This window comes from Arthrobacter sp. P2b (assembly GCF_900168295.1).
In the GTDB taxonomy this organism is placed as follows: Bacteria; Actinomycetota; Actinomycetes; order Actinomycetales; family Micrococcaceae; genus Arthrobacter.
The window spans coordinates 24,552-42,106 of record NZ_FVZL01000007.1 but is presented as its reverse complement, the minus strand read 5'-3'; the positions used below and the strand labels follow the sequence as shown (position 1 = coordinate 42,106).

Here is a 17,555-nt window from a genome sequence, read left to right as displayed (position 1 = left end):
GACAGGCTTAACCCCGGTGCGGCTACTTATGGCGCCGCATCAGCAGGTTGGTGATGCGCATGGTGCAAAGCCGCTGCCCGGCTTCGTTGGCGATGACCACCTCGTGCGTGGTGAGCGTGCCGCCCAGGTGGATGGGCGTGGCCGTGATGGTCACCTGGCCCTCGCGCGCGGAGCGGTGGTGGGTGGCGGAAACGTCCACTCCCACGGCGGTCTTGCCCATGGTGCTCGCATGGATGACCGCCGCCCACGAACCCACAGCCTCGCCGACAGCCAGCGACGCCCCGCCGTGCAGCAGCCCGAAGGACTGCCTGTTCCCCTCCACAGGCATGGTAGCCACCACGCGCTCCACCGACTCTTCGACGATCTTGACGCCCATCTTCTCGTCCAGCTCGCCGAGGTGGATCTTCCACAGCTCATGCTCGGCGGCGGGACTTGCCTGGGTGGCTGATTCGTTCGGGGATGCGGCGTTCATGTGCTCTCCTTCGGGGCTGATGTGCTTCCAGTGTGCAGCGTGATGGTGTGGTCCGTTCTAGTGTGCACGGCGGCACATTCATGTAAGGTACTTATATTACCGAACGGACGGTCAGTAATGATCGGATGCCGTTTCCTGCCCCCTTGTTGGAAGGACCGTCAACGATGACCACCACTGCCACAGCTCCCCACGCCACGCTCGACACCGTGGAAACGGTGCCCAGCTTCATCATGGATTCCTGGTGGACGCCCGACGCCGGATCAACGGCGTCAGCCGTGCCTGTCCGTGACGCCAGCACCGGGGAGATCCTGGCCAAGGTGAGCACGGAAGGGCTGGACCTGGCCGCCGTCGTGGAGTACGGCCGCACCACGGGCCAGGCGGAACTGGGGCAATTCACCTTCCACCAGCGCGCCCTGAAGCTCAAGGAACTGGCGCAGTACCTGCACGCCCGGCGGGAACACTTCTACGCTTTCTCTGCACAGACCGGCGCCACCAAAATCGACAACCTGATCGATATCGACGGCGGCATCGGCGTCCTCTTCACCTTCGGTTCCAAGGGCCGGCGCGAACTGCCCAACTCGCAGGTTGTGGTGGACGGGCCCATGGAGGTGTTGTCCAAGGACGGCTCCTTCGCCGGCGAGCACATCTACACCCGCATTCCCGGCGTGGCCGTGCAGATCAACGCCTTCAACTTCCCGGTCTGGGGCATGCTGGAGAAATTCGCGCCCGCGTTCCTGGCCGGCGTACCCACCATCGTCAAGCCTGCAACACCCACCGGCTATGTCGCCGCGGCCGTGGTCAAGGCCATCGTTGAATCCAACATCCTGCCCAAGGGCTCGCTGCAGCTGATCTCCGGTTCCGTCCGCGGCCTGCTGGACGTGCTGGACTACCGCGACCTGGTGGCCTTCACCGGTTCTGCGTCCACGGCCCTGTCCCTGAAGTCCCACCCCAACGTGGTCCAGGGCGGCGTCCGCTTCACCTCGGAAACCGACTCCCTGAACGCGGCCATCCTGGGCCCCGACGCCGTGGAAGGCACGCCCGAATTCGATGCTTTTGTCCGGTCTGTTGTCACCGAAATGACGGCCAAGGCGGGCCAGAAATGCACCGCCATCCGCCGGGCCATCGTTCCCGAAGCGCTGGTTTCCGCGGTCAGCAAGGCCATCGGCCAGCGGCTCACCGAACGAGTGGTGCTGGGTGATCCCCGCGCGGACGGCGTCACCATGGGCGCCTTGGCCTCCGTGGAACAGCTTAAGGACGTCCGCGCGGCCGTGCAGTCAATGCTCGACGCCGGCGGTGAGCTTGCGTACGGAACGCTTGATTCGCCGTCGGTCACCTCCGCGAACGGTTCCACCGGGGTGGTGGACGGCGGCGCCTTCATGGCGCCGGTCCTCCTGAACTGGAACAACCCCGAGGCGGAGGAAGTCCACTCGCTGGAGGCGTTCGGGCCGGTCTCGTCCGTGATCGGGTACAAAGACACCGCCGACGCCGTCCGCCTCGCCGCCCGCGGCAGCGGCTCCCTGGTGGCCACGGTGTGCACCAACGATCCTGACGTTGCCCGCGAACTCGTGACCGGCATCGCCGCGCACCACGGACGCGTCCTGATGCTCAATCGCGAGGACGCCAGGAGCTCCACCGGCCACGGCTCACCTGTCCCGCACCTGGTCCACGGCGGTCCCGGACGGGCCGGCGGCGGCGAGGAGCTGGGCGGCATCCGGTCCGTCATGCACCACATGCAGCGCACCGCCATCCAGGGTTCGCCGAACATGCTCACCGCAATCACCGGCGTCTGGCATGCCGGGGCAGACCGGAACTTCACCGTTGAGACGGAAGGAACGCACCCGTTCCGGAAAACCCTGGAGACGCTGCGCATCGGCGACGCCGTCCGCTCCGACCTGCGGCAGGTCACGCTGGAGGACATCACGGCGTTCGCCAACTCAACCGGCGACACCTTCTACGCCCACACCAACCAGGAAGCCGCCGAGGCCAACCCGTTCTTCCCGGGCATCGTGGCGCACGGCTACCTGCTGCTGAGCTGGGCGGCCGGCCTGTTCGTGGAGCCCGCGCCGGGCCCCGTTCTGGCCAACTACGGGCTGGAAAACCTGCGCTTCATCACCCCTGTTGCCGCAGGCGATTCGATCCGGGTGACCCTCACCGCCAAAAAAATCACGCCGCGCGAGACCGACGAGTACGGCGAGGTGTCCTGGGATGCCGTCCTCACCAACCAGAACGACGAGATCGTGGCCACCTACGATGTCCTCACCCTCGTGGAAAAGTAGCCGAGGCACCAGGGCCGGCGGTTGCCGTCGCCGCAAGAGGATGATTCGCTGGAGGGATGAGCGACAAGGAAACCCCCGGCAACCAGGATCTTCCCACTGACGAGCATCTGCGCGAGGACATCGCACCGGGGTCCGGGGAGGAACAGGCAGCCTCCCCGGACGGACACTTCCTGCCCGGCCAGACCAATGCCGGCCAGCAGGTTGGCGGACTGGCCTCGGCCACCGGCTACGGGGACGGCCAGGACCCCGACAAGCGGGACGACAGCAACAACCCGATCTAGCCGCCGAAGGGGGAGGTGCCCGGCTGGCCGCCGGACACCATGCCCCGCCAAGCCACGTCCAGGGCGGACCGGCAGCGGGCCCTGGTATGCCCGTCGTCGAGGTGATCGCCGCGGACCACCAGCTGGTAGTAGAACACGCCGGCGATGAGGTCGAAACAGGCTTCCGGATCGAGGTCGGCCCGGAGTTCGCCCCGCTCGATGCCTGTCCGGAGCGCATTCTCGATGGGCGCCCGCCGCCGGGATACGTGGGATGTCCAGTACGCCTTCTGCAGTTCACGGTCCGCCAAGGCCAGCCGGATCCTCTGCCGGAACCGCTCGTCGGGGTAGTCCACCGGCCCGGTCCCGGCCGTGGCGCCCAGCAGGGTTTCGAGGATGGCGTCCCGCAGGTTTCCGTCAGCAGGTATCGCGGGAGGCATTTCACGCCCCACGTCGAGTGCGGCAGCGATGAGGGTGGTCAGCGAGGGCCACCGCCGGTACAGGGCGGCACGGCTGACTCCGCTGCGCTCCACGATCCGCGCCGCGGTCACGTCCTGCTTGTCGTCAATGAGTTCCAGGACGGCTGCCAGGACCTGGGCGTCGATGTCCTCGTTGCGTGGCCGGCCGGGGCCCCGGCGCGGGGTACGCGCCGGGGCCTCCTCCGTCCCGATGGCCAGAGTCCCGGTGGCAGGAGTCCCGGTGGCAAGAGCGGTCATGCAAGGGCCCGTTGGCGGAGGCGGGTGATGGTCCCGTTGCTTAGCCCGGCGGCGCGGAGGGGAGCCAGTGCGTCTCCGTGGCGTTCCCGGAGTCTGGCGAGCATCGTCAGCATCGAGATGTCCATGGGTTCGTCGGAGAAGGTCACCGCGGTCATCGCGTCCAGGTCGAAACCGAGGCGGGCCATCAGCGCACCCATGGTGGGCCGCAGGCGCTGCAGGATGGCGGCCATGTTGGAGTGGGTGCGGGCGTAGTCGGCGACGATGGCGTCATCGCCGGCACCCAGTGCCAGCAGCAGCGCCGCGGCCAGGACGCCCGTCCGGTCCCTGCCTGCGGCGCAATGGAAGGCGGTGGCCCCGGGGGCAAGGGCGATGATTCCCAGGGCGCTGGCGAGCTGCGGCGCCGCGGTTTCCACCATCCGGGCGTACATCTCGCCCATGGCGACGTGCTCGATCACTGGAGTGCCGCCGTCGGGCATTCCCGCTCTGATGCTCTCCATCAGGGGCAGGTGATGGTAGGCCACCGCATAGTTGGCGAGCGGGCCCCGGCCCGTGAGCGCGGCCTCGTCAGCGGTGCGCAGGTCGATGACGGCGGCGAGCCCGTTGTCCACGAGCAGGCGTGCGTCCCCGTCGGTGATGACGGAGAGGTCGTCGGCGCGCAGTGCCAGACCCTCCCGCAGGACACCGCCCTCGATGGGGATGCCGCCGAGGTCCCGGAGGTTGACCGGAGCGCTGAGCTCGATGTCGATGATGGGGGCTGTCATGTGATTCTCCTTCGGATGAGTGCGCTGCCCTGGTCGATGACCGTGACGAGCGCGATGATGCAGATGATGATGGCGCTGAGGTGTCCGTAGTCGTACATCCGCATCGCCGTGGTGAGTTCGAGGCCAATGCCGCCGGCGCCCACGAGGCCCAGGATGGTGGCTCCGCGAACATTGCCCTCGAACAGCAGGAGCGTGTACGAGACCAGCAGCGGTGCTGCCTGCGGGACGATGCCGTAGTGGATGACCTGGCGCTTCGACGCGCCCACCGCCTCCATGGCGGTGACCGGCCCGCGGTCCACCGACTCCATCGCCTCGGCGAAAATCTTGCCAATCGAGCCGAGGGAGCCCAGTGTCATGGCGAGGATTCCAGCGAACGGTCCCAGGCCGACGGCGGAGACGAACAAGAGCGCGAACACCAGGTCGGGCACCGACCGGATGATGTTCATGACCCAGCGCGCCGGGTAGTAGAGCCAGGGCGGGGCGATGTTGGACGCCGCGGTAAAGGCGACCAGCAGGGACAGCACCGCGCCGAGCACGGTTCCGACGATGGCCATCTGCAGCGTTTCAACCAGCAACGCCACGATGGTGCCGAATTTCGAAAAGTCAGGCGGGAAGAGCCGCGACAGGAACTCGCCCATGTTGACCGTTCCTTCGCCGAGTTTGGCGAAGTTGAATTCGGCGCCCCAGAAGGACCAGGCCAGCACGATGAGCGCCAGCGGAATGCCCGTAAGGAACCGTGCGCGGGGCACCCGGAAAGCACGCTCGAGGCGCAGCCGTTCTGCCGGGTCCAGGGGCGGGGCCGCTGATGAGGCTCCGCGGGACGCCGTGGTTTCAGGGGTGGTGGTCAACGTGCTCTCCTTCGTCGTCGTAGAGCGATGACAGCTTCTGGGCATCAAGCCCGTGGGTGGGCGCCGAGATGAGCATCCGGCCCTGCCGGAGCCCCAGGATGCGGTCGCTGTAATCGAGGGCGAGGGGAAGGACATGGAGGCTTACGAGAACGGGGATGCCGTCTTCCGTGGCGATTTCACGCAGCAGGCCCAGCACGGAGCCGGCGAGTTTCGGGTCGAGGGAGGCCACCGGCTCGTCGGCGAGAATGACGCGGGGCTGCTGCATCAGCGCCCGGGCGATGGCCACGCGCTGCTGCTGGCCGCCGCTCAGGGAACGGGCAGGCTCCTTCGCCTTATGCGCGATGCCTACCCGGTCCAGGTAATGCATGGCCAGGCGGCGGTGTGCACTGCTGAACCCGCCCACGAGGTTGCCGGGCCCGGCATTGTGCAGGGCGCCGGTGAGGACGTTCGTGAGGACGCTCAGGCGCGGAATCAGGTTGAACTGCTGAAAGACCTGCCCGACGTCGGAGCGCAGCTTCCGCAGGTCGCCGCGTCGAAGGTTCGTGGCGTCATAGCCGGCCACCCTGGCGGTTCCCGCCGTGATCGGCGCGAAGCCGGTAAGGCTCTTCATGAGGGTGGACTTGCCGGAGCCCGAGGCGCCCAGGAGGGCCACCATTTCGCCCGGGCGGACGTCCAGGTCGACGCCGTCCAGCACCGGCTGGTCGCCGTAGGCCACCGTGAGGTTCCGGACCGAGATGAGCGGGAGTGCCTGCAGCAGTCGTGCCTCGGGAGTAAGGGCTGCTGCAGAAATCGTCGCGTTCATCAGCCCAGGTCCTCAAGCTTCACGTCGGCCACCGCGGCGATCTCGGCGAAGGAGTCGAAGATGGCCGGTTCCGGATCCATGACTTCCTCGAGACCGATGAAGCCCTTGCCGAGTGCACCCAGCGCCTCGGCGTTGTTCTCAGAGAACACCTTGGGCAGCGCCTCCTGCAGCTGCAGCCGGGTCTCGTTGTCCAGCGACTGGCGGGCAAGCACGCTGCCCATGACGTCCATCGCGGGGCTCTTGCCAATGCCGCGCCACTCACCCTCCGCGAAGGGGAACATGGGTGCGCCGAGCTCGGTGAGCATAACGGAGGTGCAGGCGGCGTCCACCTGGCCCTGCTTCAGTGCGGCGAAGCTGCCCTCGTGCCCGCCGGCAAAGATGGCCTCGTAATCCTGGCCCTTCTTCAGTCCTGCCTCGTGCAGCATGTAGACCGGCATGAAGTAGCCGGAACTCGACGCCTGGTCTGCGAAGGCGACGGTCTTGCCCCGCAGGTCTTCAAGCTTCTCGACCGGGGAGCCGTCCAGCACCACGCAGGTGGAGACGGGGTCGTCGCTGCCGGCCCACGCCATCAGGGAGTCGACCTCGCCGGTGTTCACAGCCAGGGCCGACGGGAAACCGCTCATGATGCCGATGTCCACGTGGTCGCCACGGATGGCTTCCACAACGCTGAGGTAGTCGGGAACGTCCGTGACCTCCACCTCGCGGCCGGTTTCGGCCTCCAGCAGTTCCGCGAAAGCCTCGATGGGGTTCGCCTGGGTGGGGTCATCGCCGAGGGGAATGGTGGCGATGGTGATCGGGGCGCTTGCAGGGTCCGCAGGCTCGGAAGCGGCTGCCTGGCAGCCCGTGAGTGCAAGGAGGGTGCTGACAGCCAGGATGCCAAGGGCAGGAGGAGTGGGATAACGCATGATGTCCTTCGCGGAAGATGAGGGGGATTATCGAGAACACCGATATCCAAACTCCGCCAGACAACGGGAAATTACGAGAACGCCGTACTGCAAAAGAAACGGCAGGTTAACAATGGGAGGCGAAAAGTAGTAAGTACCCTTGCGATTAAAGCTAAGCATGCTTACGGTGGTGGCATCCATTCACCTGAGCAGGACCTTCGGTGAGAGCAAACCAGCGAAACGAGGAAATGGCCCATGTACTTGCATACCCAGCTTCTGATCAATGAAATTGCCGCCGACGAGCCGGATCCGGCTGCAGCCAACGCCCTGCAGGAAGGACTGGGCGGCCAGTTCGGCGAGATGCGCACCATGATGCAGTACCTCTTCCAGAGCATGAACTTCCGTGGCGACCCTTCGTCCAAGCCCTACAAGGACCTCCTGCAGGGCGTGGGAACCGAGGAGATCAGCCACGTTGAACTGATCGGCACCACCATTTCGCAGCTCCTGGACGGATCCCCGCGCTACCAGGGCAAAAAGACCGACCCCGTGGACGAGCCCGGCGCCAAGGGTGCCACGCCCCTCAAGATCGCGCTCGACACCAGCAACATCCACCACTACCTGGTGGGCGCGCAGGGTGCCCTGCCCGTGGACGCGGCGGGCAATCCGTGGAGCGGCTCCTACGTCTACAACAGCGGCAACCTGGTCCTGGACCTGCTCTACAACCTGATGCTCGAATCCACCGGCCGCCTGCAGAAGTGCCGTATCTACGAGATGACGGACAACAAGACAGCGCGTTCCACCATCGCCTACCTCATTGTCCGGGACCAGGCCCACGAGAACGCCTTCGCGAAGGCACTGGAAAGCCTGGGCGTGAACTGGGGCAAGGTCCTGCCCATCCCCAAGACCAACGCCGAACAGTTCCCCGAGGTGAAGAAGCTTCTGGATACGGGGCTGCAGAGCATCCAGTACACCTTTGGCGCGGACAACCTCAGCCAGGCGGGCAAGCTGTTCCGTGGGGCGTCACCCTCGAACGACGGAACCGAGCTGACCACCGAGGTCATGCCCGAAGGTTTCCCCATGACCATGTCGCCGGAGCGGAAAGAGGAGTTTGCCCCGGGCCTGGACCCCGAACTGCTGGCCCTCATCCAGGCCACGGCCGAGGTGGAACTGGCGGAAGCCAACAACCCCAAAGAGCCGAAGTAATCGGCCCGAAAATCCGGGGTTCTTTCCCGGTGCCGCAGGCGTAAGATTCTGCCCGTAGGAGGTGGCCACATGAGCCTTAAAATGAACACAGCCACAACCATCCTGCCAGTCGATGACCCCGCCCGCGCCCACAGTTTCTATACGGAAAAGCTCGGACTCCCGCACTGCGGCACGGCTGACGATGGCAGCGAACTACTCGGCAGCAACGGCGGCCCCATGCTGCAGTTGATGCATGTCTCGGACGGCAAACACTCCGAGCACACCGCCCTGAGCTTCGAAGTGACGGACATCGAGAAGACGGTGCGGGACATGGAATCGATGGGGGTGCAGTTCCAGGACTACGACCTGCCGAACCTCAAGACCGAAAACCACATCTGCACCAGGGACTCGGAGAAGTCTGCCTGGTTCATGGACACCGAGCACAACATCCTGTGCGTCCATGAAGGCCTGGGCAGCACCATGGAGTACCAGCTCTAACAGAACAAAAAGACGGCAGGGGCGCCCCGGATCATCCGGGGCGCCCCTGCCGGTGTGGTGAGCTAAGAAGTCAGGACTCGGCGCCGCCGTGCAGGCCGTCGTCACTGCTGTCGTCCTCGGGGCCGGTCCCGCGCCCGCCCTGGCTTTGGTCCGAGAGGTCCATGTTGCCGCGGGCCTCGTCCATGGTGGGTCCGCCCGAGGGCACGCTGTACGTGTCCGGCCGGATGCCGTGGGCCTGCTCCTCAATAAGGGCCTGCTCTTCGCTGAAGCGGATCACGTTCGCTTCGTCGCCGGCGTCGCCGGGTACGTCCTCGCGGACCTTGGACGGGTCCGGAATGATGAATCCTGCGTCTGCTTCATCTTTGGGGTGGCTCATTGTCTTACCTTCCTGTCGGGGTGGTGCTAACTTGCGGGCCGTTCGGTGAGTTCCGCCTTGATGTCCAGGTTCTCGTCTCCCCGCTTGACCTTGAACCCGACCGAGTCGCCGGGATTGCGGTTGCGTAGTTCGGCCAGGAGCCTTTCCGGCGCGTCCAGCTCCACGCCTTCCATGGATTCCAGGACGTCGCCGGGTCGGATGCCGGCACGTCCGGCCGGGCCGTCCTCGTCAACGTTCAGAACCACGACGCCGGTGCTTGCGTCGATGCCCAGCTGCTCGGCGATCTGCCGCGTGAGTTCGCCCGGCGTCAGTCCCACATAGGCGTGCTCGGCGGTGCCGTCGGCCAAAAGCTCCTCCGCGACTTCCACTGCCGTGGCCGCGGGGATGGCAAAGCCCAGCGCCACCGCGCCGGTGGACGGCGGGAGGTAGGCCTCACTGATCCCGATGATCTCGCCGCGCATGTTGATCACGGCACCGCCCGAGTTGCCCGGGCTGATGGGCGCGTCGGTCTGGATCAGGTCCACCAGGGACAGGCTGTTGGAGGCTGAGCCCGGGATGGAGCGGTGGAGCCCGGAAATGATGCCGGCGGTGGCGGTGTTTTCGAAGCCGAGCGGGGAGCCCAGCACCAGTGCGCCCTCGCCGACTTTCGGCAGGTTGGTCTGGTACGTCGGCTTCGGCAGGCCGGTGCGGTTGGCCTGGACCAGGGCGAGGTCCGTCACGGCGTCGGTGGCCCGGACCGTGCCCTCCACCCGCTGGCCGTCGGCGAATGCCACTTCCACCGTGGTGTTGCCGCGGATCACGTGCTCGTTGGTCAGGATGAGGCCGTCCTCGGAGTAGACCACACCGCTGCCCAGCCCGCCGTCAGTGAAGATGGTGACCACCGATGGCGAAAGATTCTCCACCAGCTGGGGGATGTTTCCGGCCGCATCCGCGCCGCTGTCCGTTGCCGGCGCGCCGGTTGCCGGGGCTGATGCCGCCGGGCCGGCAGTCCCGGTGTTCGTGGCTGTCGCGGCGGTTTCGCTCGGGGCCGGGGGAGGAGGAGAGCCGCCGGTGCAGGCGGAAAGAACGACGGCGGCACTTACGGCAGCCGCTGCGGCGGCGGTCCTGCATCGGCCGGGACGCGTTGGACGTGTGTCCGGGCTCATTCTCAACCTCCCTGCAGATGGTGGCTTTCCTACCACCGTAGCCGGGGAGCGGCTGAAATACCAAGCACACTTAGTATCTGCGGAACTGGGTCGTGCCTGGCAGCGCGCGGGGCAGCCGAAGGGGGGGCGGCAGCCCAACTGGATAGCGCCAACTGTCGTTATGCGGCTCCATAACGACAATTGGCGCTACTTGGTTCGGAGAGCCTAGGAGTGGCCGTGGAGGCCGTCGAACGCCATGGTGATCACGTCGTCGGCAAGCCTTGTGGGCGAGAGCGGACCGCCGGGCTTGTACCACTCCACAATCGAGTTGATCATGCCGAACAGGAGCCGGGTGACGGTCCGCGGATCGATGTCCTGGCGCAGCGAGCCCTCGTCGCGGGCCGCGGAAATCAGTCCGGCCACCTTGTGGTCGAACGTGCGCCGCCGCTCCAGCGCGTCACGTTCGATCTCGGTGTTGCCGCGCAGGCGCAGCAGCAGCGTGACGAAGGGCAGCCGGTCCACCAGCACGGCCACGGTCTGCCGGAGGACGAACTCCAGCCGTGCGTCGGCGGCTCCGGACGTCGCCTCCGGCTCCTCCAGAATCGCCTCGAGGCCGCCCAGTGCGTGGTCCAGGGCGAGCTTGAGGAGATCACCCTTGGACGGCACGTGGTGGTAGATGGCGGACTTGGAGATGCCCAGGTTTTCGGCCAGGATCCCCATGGAGGTGGCGTCGTAGCCGTGCCGGTTGAAGACGTCCACGGCGATGCGCAGCACTGACTGCTGGTCATAGCCGGGGCGCCCGCGCTTGGTGCCGGCGCTGCTCGCTGGACTGCCGGGGCTGGAGGTTTCAGTGGTGCTGGGCATAGTGGCTAGTTTCTCACGAACGGTCGGTAAGTCCGGGACGGCCCCGCACCATCGGTCCTGCTATCCCTTCGGCCGAAGGTCGTAGATCCGGCGCAGCTTGCCGTTGGACCGCTCAAGCGAGCCCGGCTCCACCACGTCCACCGCGCACGAAGAACCCACGTGGATCTTGATCTGCTCCTTCAAGGCGCGCGCCGCCGTCGTGCTCTGCTCGGGGGTAACGTTGTCCCGGCGCTCGATCCGGACGGTCAACTGGTCCATCCGCTGGCCCTCCGGCCGGGTGAGCTCGAGCTGAAAGTGCGGGCTGAGCTCCGGGATCCGCAGGGCAATTTCCTCAATCTGCGACGGGAACAGGTTCACGCCGCGCAGGATGATCATGTCGTCGCTGCGGCCGGTGATGCGTCCCATCCGGCGGTGCGCGGGGCGGGCTGTGCCCGGGAGGAGGCGGGTGAGGTCCTTGGTGCGGTAGCGGATGATCGGCAGTGCTTCCTTGGTGAGCGAGGTGAAGACGAGTTCGCCGTGCTCGCCGTCGCCCAGCACGTTTTCCTTGCCCGCCACGGGGTTGAAGGGATCGATGATCTCGGGGCGGAAATGGTCCTCCCAGATGTGGCTGCCGTCCTGCGTCTCCACGCACTCGCCGGCGACGCCCGGGCCCATCACTTCGGACAGGCCGTAGATGTCGCAGGCCTTGATGTTCATGGTGACTTCGAGCTCGTGCCGCATCTCCTGCGTCCAGGGCTCGGCGCCCAGCACCGCGTATTTCAGGGACGTGGAGGTGGGGTCGATGCCCATGTGCGCCATGGCGTCGGCGATGGTCAGCAGGTAGGTGGGCGTGGCCAGGATGGCGTCCGGCTGGAAGTCCTGGATCAGCTGGATCTGGCGTTCGGTCTGCCCGCCGGACATGGGGATGACAGTGCAGCCCAGTGCCTCGGCGCCGGCGTGCGCGCCCAGGCCGCCGGTGAACAGGCCGTAGCCGTAGGCGTTGTGGACTTTCATGCCGGGGCGGATACCGGAGGCGCGGAAGCAGCGGGCCACGAGCTTGGCCCAGTCGGCCAGGTCCTGCTTGGTGTACCCGACGACGGTGGGCCGGCCGGTGGTGCCGGAGCTGGCGTGGACGCGGGCCACCTCGTGCTGCGGCACGGCGAACATGCCGAACGGGTATTCCGCGCGCAGGTCCTCCTTGGTGGTGAAGGGAAAGCTGCCCAGGTCGCTGAGTTCGCGCAGGTCGGAGGGGTGGATACCGGCGTCGTCGAACTTGCGCTTGTACAGCGGCACGCGCTCGTAGGCGTAGGCCACCGTGTGCTGCAGGCGGCTGAGCTGGAGCGCCTCGAGTTCGTCGCGGGAGATGGTCTCCTCGCGGTCCAGGACGGCGTCCGTCTGCGTGGAAGTTGCGGCGGAGGTTGCGGCGGCGGGGGTTTCGGGGGCGTGCAGGGTCATGGTCTACCTACTTCTTGGGGATGGTGCGGCTGCGTCCGCGGAACTCGGCAATGAGTTCGCCGGGGGTGCCGGAGGTGGCTTCTGCCTGGGGGGAGTCGGCGGCGAAGATCTGGATGTCGTACAGGCCGCTGCGCCCGGCGCTGGAACGGCGGTCCGCGACGGCGGTCAGCACCTGGCCGCGGAAGGCGGGCTTGAGGAAGTTGATGTCCACGCCGGAGGCCACGGTGATGTTGTTTTCCTCACCGGGTGCCGGGACGGCCGGGTTGCATGCGAGCGCAAACGCCGTATCCCCGAAGGCGAAGATCATTCCACCGTGGGCCATGCCGAAGCCGTTGAGCATTTCCTGCCGGAGGGTCATCCGGATGGTGGCGTGGCCGTCGCTCAGCGAGAGGACCTCGATGCCCATCCACTCGGAGGCGTAGTCGTTCTCCAGGATCTGGTGATGGGGCCCGGAAAGGGTTGTTTCAGCCATGCGTCATTGCCTCCAGCTTTATTTACCGAATGTTCATTAGGTAATCCCATCAGGGGGTCCGGTGTCAAGGCCATGCGGGCTTCGCGAGATGGCACTTCACGGCAGTCCCGGGGGTGGATACTGCCGCGAAGTGCCATCTCGCGGGGTGGGAAGTGCAAGGATGGGAGGACCGGCACCAGCAGACAGCAAAGGGCAGACCCATGGCCAAAGGCATCTACGTCAGCGCAACCACCCCCGGATCGGGCAAGTCGCTTGTGGCCCTGGGCCTGGCGGACACCCTGCACCGCCATGCGGACAGGATCGGCTTCTTCAAACCCGTGGTCCACGGCCCGGACGCGAATGACGACCCCATGGTTGCCCTGATGAAATCCCGCTTCGCGCTGGAGGATGAGCGCTGCCGCGGCGGCCTCACCCATGAAGAGGTCCGGACCCTGCTGGCCGAGGGAAAACGCGCCGACATCGACGCCCGCTGCGTGGAGATCTTCGCCGAAATCTCCCGCCACTGCGACGTGGTGATCGTGGAGGGAACGGACCTCACCGGCCAGGACGCCGCCGTCGAATTCGACCTCAACGCCCGCCTTGCCAACAACCTGGCCGCCCCCGTGGTGGCGGTGGTGGGCGCCAAGGGGCGCACCGTCGCCGAGGCCGCGGCCGCCGTCGAGGTAGCCCGCAAGGAACTGTCCGCGGAGAAGTGCTCGCTGCTGGCCATCATGGTCAACCGCGCTGACCCGGACGACGTCGAGGCTATCGCCGCCGCCGTGAAGCCGGGCGCCTCCGGACGGCCCGTGTATGTCCTCGCCGAGCTTGAGGAGATCGCCCGCCCCACCACCGGCGAGGTGGCCGCCGCCCTGGGCGTGCGGCAGATTGCAGGCCGGGCGGACATGGAGCGCGACGTCAGGGACATCAAGGTTGCCGCGATGAACGTGGGTAACTTCCTGAACGTGCTGGACGAGGGCGCCCTGGTGATCGTGCCGGGGGACCGCGCGGACGTGATGGTCGCGTGCCTTGCGTCGTCCTTCTCACCCGAGTTCCCGGTGGCGTCCGCCCTCATCCTGACCGGCGGCCTGGCACCGGACGCCAACATTTACCCGCTCCTGGCGCAGGCGCCGTTCCCTGTGTTCGCGGCGCGGGAGGACACCTACACCACGGCCCGGCGCGTCTCGGAGGTCCGGAGCGAGATCTGGTCCGGGCACCGTCGGAAGGTTGCCTCGGCCCTGGGCCTGTGGTCGCGGCAGGTGGACGAGGCCGAGCTCATGGAGCGCCTGCACTTGCCCCGGGCCGAGCGGATGACGCCCCTGCGGTTCCTGCATGACCTCATCGAGCGGGCCCGCGCGCAGCGCCGGCACGTGGTGCTGCCCGAGGGGACCGACGTCCGGATCCTCCGCGCTGCGGAAATCCTGCACCGCCGAGACGTCTGCGACCTGACCGTCCTGGGACCCGAATCCGACGTCCGCGAACTGGCCGCCGCCCGGGGCATCGACCTCACCGGCATCAACGTGGTGGACCCTGCCACCTCGGACCTGCGGCAGAAGTTCGCAGAGCAGTACGCGGAGCTGCGGGCGCACAAGGGCGTTGACCTGCCCAAGGCGCTGGAGATCATGCAGGATGTCAGCTACTTCGGCACCATGATGGTCCAGCTGGGCGTGGTGGACGGCATGGTGTCCGGGGCCGCCCACACCACCGCGCACACCATTCGCCCTGCCCTGGAGTTCGTGAAGACCCGCGAGGGCGTGAAGATCGTGTCCTCGGTGTTCCTGATGCTGATGCCGGACCGGGTGCTGGTGTACGGCGACTGCGCTGTGAACCCGGACCCCAACGTGGAGCAGCTGGCGGACATCGCGCTCGCCTCAGCCGAAACTGCCGCGCAGTTCGGCGTGGAGCCGCGGGTTGCCATGCTGTCCTACTCCACCGGCGGCTCGGGCTCGGGGGAGGCCGTGGACGAAGTGCGGCAGGCCACCGAACTGGTGCGGGAGCGCCGCCCCGACCTCGCCGTCGAAGGCCCCATCCAGTACGACGCCGCCGTGGACGCCTCCATCGCCGAGTCCAAGATGCCGGGCTCTTCAGTGGCGGGGCAGGCGACGGTGTTCATCTTCCCGGACCTGAACACCGGCAACAACACGTACAAGGCGGTGCAGCAAAGCTCCGGTGCAGTCGCCGTCGGGCCCGTCCTGCAGGGGCTTCGGAAGCCGGTCAACGACCTCTCCCGCGGCTGCACGGTGGAGGACATCGTCAACACGGTGGCCATCACCGCGATCCAGGCGCAGGTGCCGGCTTCCTAAGCAACGCGTGGTCACTCCCGGCCCAATAACGGCGCCAGATTGGGCATTTAGTGACCCCGCGTTGCTTCTGAGTGGCCCCGTCAGCTGTTGTCCGGCTTGGCCAGGCTTTCCTTGTCCTCCTGCTTGGCGGGCTCGTCGGACAGGCCCTGCGGCGTGAGGTCGAGATCCTCGGTGTTCTCGGGGGCCTGCGGGGCCTCTCCCGCTTCGGCGGCCTTGACGTTGCCGGTGTCGTCAAGGGCCGGGTTCGCGCCCTCCACACCGGTGGGGTCCTTGCTTCCGGATCCGGCGCCGGCGTCGCTGTCCGCCTGCGCATTAAGGGGCGCGGTGCTGCTGGAGCCGGTGTTGGTGGGGTCGTTCTCGTCGATCGACGTGGTCTCGTTCGTCATTGGAATGTCCTCTCGGGCGTGGTCCAGCCTGTCCGCCGACTCTAGGCACAGACGGTCCGCATCCGCAAGGAATTGGGCGCCGCGCCGCGGCACATATAGTGGGGTTTGAACCGCAGACGCAAGGCTCAGGAGGCCCCACATGCTCGTGCTCGTCATCAACTCCGGCTCGTCCTCGCTCAAGTACCAGGTGCGCGACGTTGCCGCCGGGACCGTCCTGACGGAGGGGCTGATCGAGAAGATCGGCATGGGCAACGGGGGCGACGGCGACGGCGAGATCGAGGGCCCGCGGGACCATGCAGCGGCGCTGGAGCAGGTGGACGCGGCCATCCACCGGGAGCTGGGCGACCTGGAGCTCGGCGCCGTGGGGCACCGCGTTGTGCACGGTGGGGAACGGTTCGCCGAGCCGGTGCTGATCGACAATGAAATCACCCGCGCCATCGAGCGGCTCAACCCGCTGGCGCCCCTGCACAACCCGGCCAATGTCCTGGGCATTAGGGCCATCACCAAGAAGTGGCCGGACATGCCGCAGGTGGCCGTCTTCGATACCGCCTTCCACCGCACCCTTCCGGAGCACGCCTGGCGCTACGCCGTCCCCGACGAGCTGTACACCAACCACGGCATCCGCCGTTACGGCTTCCACGGCACCTCGCACGAGTACGTCACCCGGCGGGCCGCCGCCCTGCTGGACCTCCCGGTAGGGGAGTTCGACGGCGTCATCGCCCACCTGGGCAACGGCGCCTCCGTGACGGCGATCCGGGGCGGCCAGTCGGTGGACACCTCCATGGGCTTCACGCCGCTCGAGGGCCTGGTGATGGGCACCCGCTCCGGTGACCTGGACCCCTCCATCCTGGTGTTCCTGGGCCGTGCCGGCTGGACCCCGGAGGACATCGACACCATGCTCAACAGGGAGTCCGGGCTGAAGGGCCTGGCCGGCAACAACGACATGCGCTCCGTGGTGGAAGCATCCGAGGACGGCAATACCAAGGCGGCCACCGCGCTCGCTGTCACCTCCTACCGGCTGGCCAAGTACATCGGCGGTTACCACGTGGCCGTCGGCGGGGCCAAGGCACTGGTGTTCACGGCGGGGATCGGCGAGAACTCGCACCAGTTCCGCGCGCTGGTGGCCGACAGGCTGGGCGCCCTGGGCATCGAGCTCGACGGCGGCCTGAACGCCGAGCGGTCCAAGGAACCGCGCGTTATTTCCAGGCCGCAGTCAGCCATCCCTGTCCTGGTGGTGCCCACTGACGAGGAACGCGCCATCGCGGAGGCGACGGCCGCCGTCGTCGGTTCCGCCCAGTAGCCCGGGCGCGGTCAGTGCCTGACATCCGCCTGCCCATCCGTACCAAACGGCTGGTCCTGCGCCGCTTCGACGGCGGCGACCTGGACGCGTTCCATGCGTACCATTCGCTCCCGGAAACTGCGCGCTTCCTGCCCGGGCCTGCGAAGACGTACACGCAGTCCATGGAACGCGTAGGCCGGTACGCCAACTTCGTTTTCGAGAAAGCGGGGGACTGGGTGGCCCTGGCCATCGAGGCCGACGACGAGCCCGGGCTCCAGGGCGAGGTGGTGCTCAAGTGGCTGCCCGGGCACCTGCAGGGCGAAGTGGGCTGGACGCTGGCGCCCGTGGCCCGCGGCAAGGGCTATGCCACCGAAGCCGCGGCGGCGATGCTCGAACTGGGCTTCGGGGAGCTCGGCCTGCACCGGATCGAGGCGCGCCTGGACGAACTCAACACGGCGTCGGCGTCCCTGTGCTGCCGCCTGGGCATGCGGCTGGAGGCACGCCACGTTGATAAGTGGCACTACAAGGGCCAGTGGGCCACGGAGTTGATCTACGCGATCCTCGCCGATGAGTGGCACGTGGGCAGGGAACTGGACAGCCGGAACCCCTAGGCGCGCCGGTGGTTGAGCCCGTCGAAACCCAGGA

Annotated in this window: 19 protein-coding genes; 7 read left to right on the top strand and 12 right to left on the bottom strand. The window is 67.1% G+C overall.

Annotation, left to right across the window (positions count from 1 at the left end):
• Positions 1–22: 22 nt before the first annotated feature.
• On the bottom strand, positions 23–472 hold the full coding sequence (locus tag B5520_RS12900) for a PaaI family thioesterase (RefSeq protein ID WP_079597474.1): 450 nt from the start codon (positions 470–472) through the stop codon (positions 23–25).
• 164 nt (positions 473–636) lie between these two features.
• On the opposite strand from B5520_RS12900, the gene paaZ reads away from it, so the two are divergent.
• Both paaZ and B5520_RS12890 read left to right on the top strand, forming a co-directional pair.
• Positions 637–2,748, top strand: a complete 2,112-nt coding sequence (gene paaZ / locus B5520_RS12895; RefSeq protein WP_079597473.1) for a phenylacetic acid degradation bifunctional protein PaaZ — start codon at positions 637–639, stop codon at positions 2,746–2,748.
• A gap of 56 nt (positions 2,749–2,804) precedes the next feature.
• Positions 2,805–3,029: a hypothetical protein gene (locus B5520_RS12890; RefSeq protein WP_079597472.1), complete on the top strand. Its 225-nt coding sequence runs from the start codon at positions 2,805–2,807 to the stop codon at positions 3,027–3,029.
• Here B5520_RS12890 and B5520_RS12885 read toward each other — a convergent pair.
• Genes B5520_RS12885 through phnD form a run of 5 tightly spaced genes read right to left on the bottom strand, consistent with a single transcriptional unit; the run spans position 3,026 to position 7,037 of the window.
• Positions 3,026–3,721 (bottom strand): TetR/AcrR family transcriptional regulator, encoded by a 696-nt coding sequence (locus B5520_RS12885; RefSeq protein WP_079597471.1) that lies wholly within the window; start codon positions 3,719–3,721, stop codon positions 3,026–3,028. The two genes, B5520_RS12890 and B5520_RS12885, sit on opposite strands and share 4 nt — an antisense overlap.
• Complete coding sequence (locus tag B5520_RS12880; RefSeq protein WP_079597470.1) at positions 3,718–4,482, bottom strand: tyrosine-protein phosphatase; 765 nt, start codon at positions 4,480–4,482, stop codon at positions 3,718–3,720. The genes B5520_RS12885 and B5520_RS12880 overlap by 4 nt, the downstream gene beginning before the upstream one ends.
• Positions 4,479–5,330, bottom strand: coding sequence for a phosphonate ABC transporter, permease protein PhnE (phnE, locus tag B5520_RS12875; RefSeq protein ID WP_079597469.1), 852 nt, complete (start codon positions 5,328–5,330; stop codon positions 4,479–4,481). The genes B5520_RS12880 and phnE overlap by 4 nt, the downstream gene beginning before the upstream one ends.
• Positions 5,314–6,132 (bottom strand): phosphonate ABC transporter ATP-binding protein, encoded by an 819-nt coding sequence (locus tag B5520_RS12870; protein ID WP_104443495.1) that lies wholly within the window; start codon positions 6,130–6,132, stop codon positions 5,314–5,316. Before B5520_RS12870 ends, phnE begins: the two co-directional genes overlap by 17 nt.
• Positions 6,132–7,037, bottom strand: a complete 906-nt coding sequence (gene phnD, locus B5520_RS12865; protein ID WP_079597468.1) for a phosphate/phosphite/phosphonate ABC transporter substrate-binding protein — start codon at positions 7,035–7,037, stop codon at positions 6,132–6,134. Before phnD ends, B5520_RS12870 begins: the two co-directional genes overlap by 1 nt.
• A 234-nt stretch (positions 7,038–7,271) precedes the next feature.
• On the opposite strand from phnD, the gene B5520_RS12860 reads away from it, so the two are divergent.
• Positions 7,272–8,219 carry a manganese catalase family protein gene (locus tag B5520_RS12860; protein WP_079597467.1) on the top strand — a complete coding sequence of 316 codons (948 nt, stop codon included), beginning with the start codon at positions 7,272–7,274 and terminating at the stop codon, positions 8,217–8,219.
• A gap of 69 nt (positions 8,220–8,288) precedes the next feature.
• Positions 8,289–8,696 (top strand): VOC family protein, encoded by a 408-nt coding sequence (locus tag B5520_RS12855; RefSeq protein WP_176156859.1) that lies wholly within the window; start codon positions 8,289–8,291, stop codon positions 8,694–8,696.
• 70 nt (positions 8,697–8,766) lie between these two features.
• Here the strand turns inward: B5520_RS12855 and B5520_RS12850 are convergent, their stop codons facing one another.
• The 5 genes from B5520_RS12850 to B5520_RS12830 form a co-directional block, all read right to left on the bottom strand.
• A complete protein-coding gene (locus tag B5520_RS12850) occupies positions 8,767–9,072 on the bottom strand; it encodes a hypothetical protein (protein ID WP_079597466.1) in 306 nt (101 codons plus the stop codon).
• Between the two features lie 26 nt (positions 9,073–9,098).
• Positions 9,099–10,217 carry a S1C family serine protease gene (locus B5520_RS12845; protein WP_079597465.1) on the bottom strand — a complete coding sequence of 373 codons (1,119 nt, stop codon included), beginning with the start codon at positions 10,215–10,217 and terminating at the stop codon, positions 9,099–9,101.
• A gap of 204 nt (positions 10,218–10,421) precedes the next feature.
• Positions 10,422–11,060: a TetR/AcrR family transcriptional regulator gene (locus tag B5520_RS12840; protein WP_079597464.1), complete on the bottom strand. Its 639-nt coding sequence runs from the start codon at positions 11,058–11,060 to the stop codon at positions 10,422–10,424.
• Between the two features lie 60 nt (positions 11,061–11,120).
• Positions 11,121–12,494 carry a phenylacetate--CoA ligase PaaK gene (gene paaK, locus B5520_RS12835; RefSeq protein WP_079597463.1) on the bottom strand — a complete coding sequence of 458 codons (1,374 nt, stop codon included), beginning with the start codon at positions 12,492–12,494 and terminating at the stop codon, positions 11,121–11,123.
• 7 nt (positions 12,495–12,501) lie between these two features.
• Positions 12,502–12,966, bottom strand: coding sequence for a hotdog fold thioesterase (locus tag B5520_RS12830; RefSeq protein WP_079597462.1), 465 nt, complete (start codon positions 12,964–12,966; stop codon positions 12,502–12,504).
• 200 nt (positions 12,967–13,166) lie between these two features.
• Here B5520_RS12830 and pta point away from each other — a divergent pair, with 200 nt between their 5' ends.
• Entirely contained in the window at positions 13,167–15,245 is a 2,079-nt protein-coding gene (pta, locus tag B5520_RS12825; RefSeq protein ID WP_079597461.1) for a phosphate acetyltransferase, read from the top strand.
• Positions 15,246–15,325: 80 nt separating this feature from the next.
• Here pta and B5520_RS12820 read toward each other — a convergent pair whose 3' ends face one another.
• Positions 15,326–15,631 carry a hypothetical protein gene (locus B5520_RS12820; RefSeq protein WP_079597460.1) on the bottom strand — a complete coding sequence of 102 codons (306 nt, stop codon included), beginning with the start codon at positions 15,629–15,631 and terminating at the stop codon, positions 15,326–15,328.
• 139 nt (positions 15,632–15,770) lie between these two features.
• Between B5520_RS12820 and B5520_RS12815 the strand changes: the two genes are divergently transcribed.
• Positions 15,771–16,931, top strand: coding sequence for an acetate kinase (locus B5520_RS12815; RefSeq protein WP_079597459.1), 1,161 nt, complete (start codon positions 15,771–15,773; stop codon positions 16,929–16,931).
• A 14-nt stretch (positions 16,932–16,945) separates the two neighbouring features.
• Positions 16,946–17,521: a GNAT family N-acetyltransferase gene (locus B5520_RS12810; protein WP_079597458.1), complete on the top strand. Its 576-nt coding sequence runs from the start codon at positions 16,946–16,948 to the stop codon at positions 17,519–17,521.
• Positions 17,522–17,555 lie beyond the last annotated feature (34 nt).

What these genes read in the sequence shown, in the direction of transcription:
- B5520_RS12830 (WP_079597462.1), bottom strand. Translation starts at nt 12,966, where the DNA reads ATGGCTGAAACAACCCTTTCCGGGCCCCATCACCAGATCCTGGAGAAC.
- B5520_RS12820 (WP_079597460.1), bottom strand. Translation starts at nt 15,631, where the DNA reads ATGACGAACGAGACCACGTCGATCGACGAGAACGACCCCACCAACACC.
- B5520_RS12885 (WP_079597471.1), bottom strand. Translation starts at nt 3,721, where the DNA reads ATGACCGCTCTTGCCACCGGGACTCCTGCCACCGGGACTCTGGCCATC.
- B5520_RS12880 (WP_079597470.1), bottom strand. Translation starts at nt 4,482, where the DNA reads ATGACAGCCCCCATCATCGACATCGAGCTCAGCGCTCCGGTCAACCTC.
- B5520_RS12850 (WP_079597466.1), bottom strand. Translation starts at nt 9,072, where the DNA reads ATGAGCCACCCCAAAGATGAAGCAGACGCAGGATTCATCATTCCGGAC.
- paaZ (WP_079597473.1), top strand. Translation starts at nt 637, where the DNA reads ATGACCACCACTGCCACAGCTCCCCACGCCACGCTCGACACCGTGGAA.
- B5520_RS12900 (WP_079597474.1), bottom strand. Translation starts at nt 472, where the DNA reads ATGAACGCCGCATCCCCGAACGAATCAGCCACCCAGGCAAGTCCCGCC.
- B5520_RS12870 (WP_104443495.1), bottom strand. Translation starts at nt 6,132, where the DNA reads ATGAACGCGACGATTTCTGCAGCAGCCCTTACTCCCGAGGCACGACTG.
- B5520_RS12860 (WP_079597467.1), top strand. Translation starts at nt 7,272, where the DNA reads ATGTACTTGCATACCCAGCTTCTGATCAATGAAATTGCCGCCGACGAG.
- B5520_RS12840 (WP_079597464.1), bottom strand. Translation starts at nt 11,060, where the DNA reads ATGCCCAGCACCACTGAAACCTCCAGCCCCGGCAGTCCAGCGAGCAGC.
- phnD (WP_079597468.1), bottom strand. Translation starts at nt 7,037, where the DNA reads ATGCGTTATCCCACTCCTCCTGCCCTTGGCATCCTGGCTGTCAGCACC.
- B5520_RS12815 (WP_079597459.1), top strand. Translation starts at nt 15,771, where the DNA reads ATGCTCGTGCTCGTCATCAACTCCGGCTCGTCCTCGCTCAAGTACCAG.
- paaK (WP_079597463.1), bottom strand. Translation starts at nt 12,494, where the DNA reads ATGACCCTGCACGCCCCCGAAACCCCCGCCGCCGCAACCTCCGCCGCA.
- B5520_RS12890 (WP_079597472.1), top strand. Translation starts at nt 2,805, where the DNA reads ATGAGCGACAAGGAAACCCCCGGCAACCAGGATCTTCCCACTGACGAG.
- pta (WP_079597461.1), top strand. Translation starts at nt 13,167, where the DNA reads ATGGCCAAAGGCATCTACGTCAGCGCAACCACCCCCGGATCGGGCAAG.
- B5520_RS12855 (WP_176156859.1), top strand. Translation starts at nt 8,289, where the DNA reads ATGAGCCTTAAAATGAACACAGCCACAACCATCCTGCCAGTCGATGAC.
- B5520_RS12845 (WP_079597465.1), bottom strand. Translation starts at nt 10,217, where the DNA reads ATGAGCCCGGACACACGTCCAACGCGTCCCGGCCGATGCAGGACCGCC.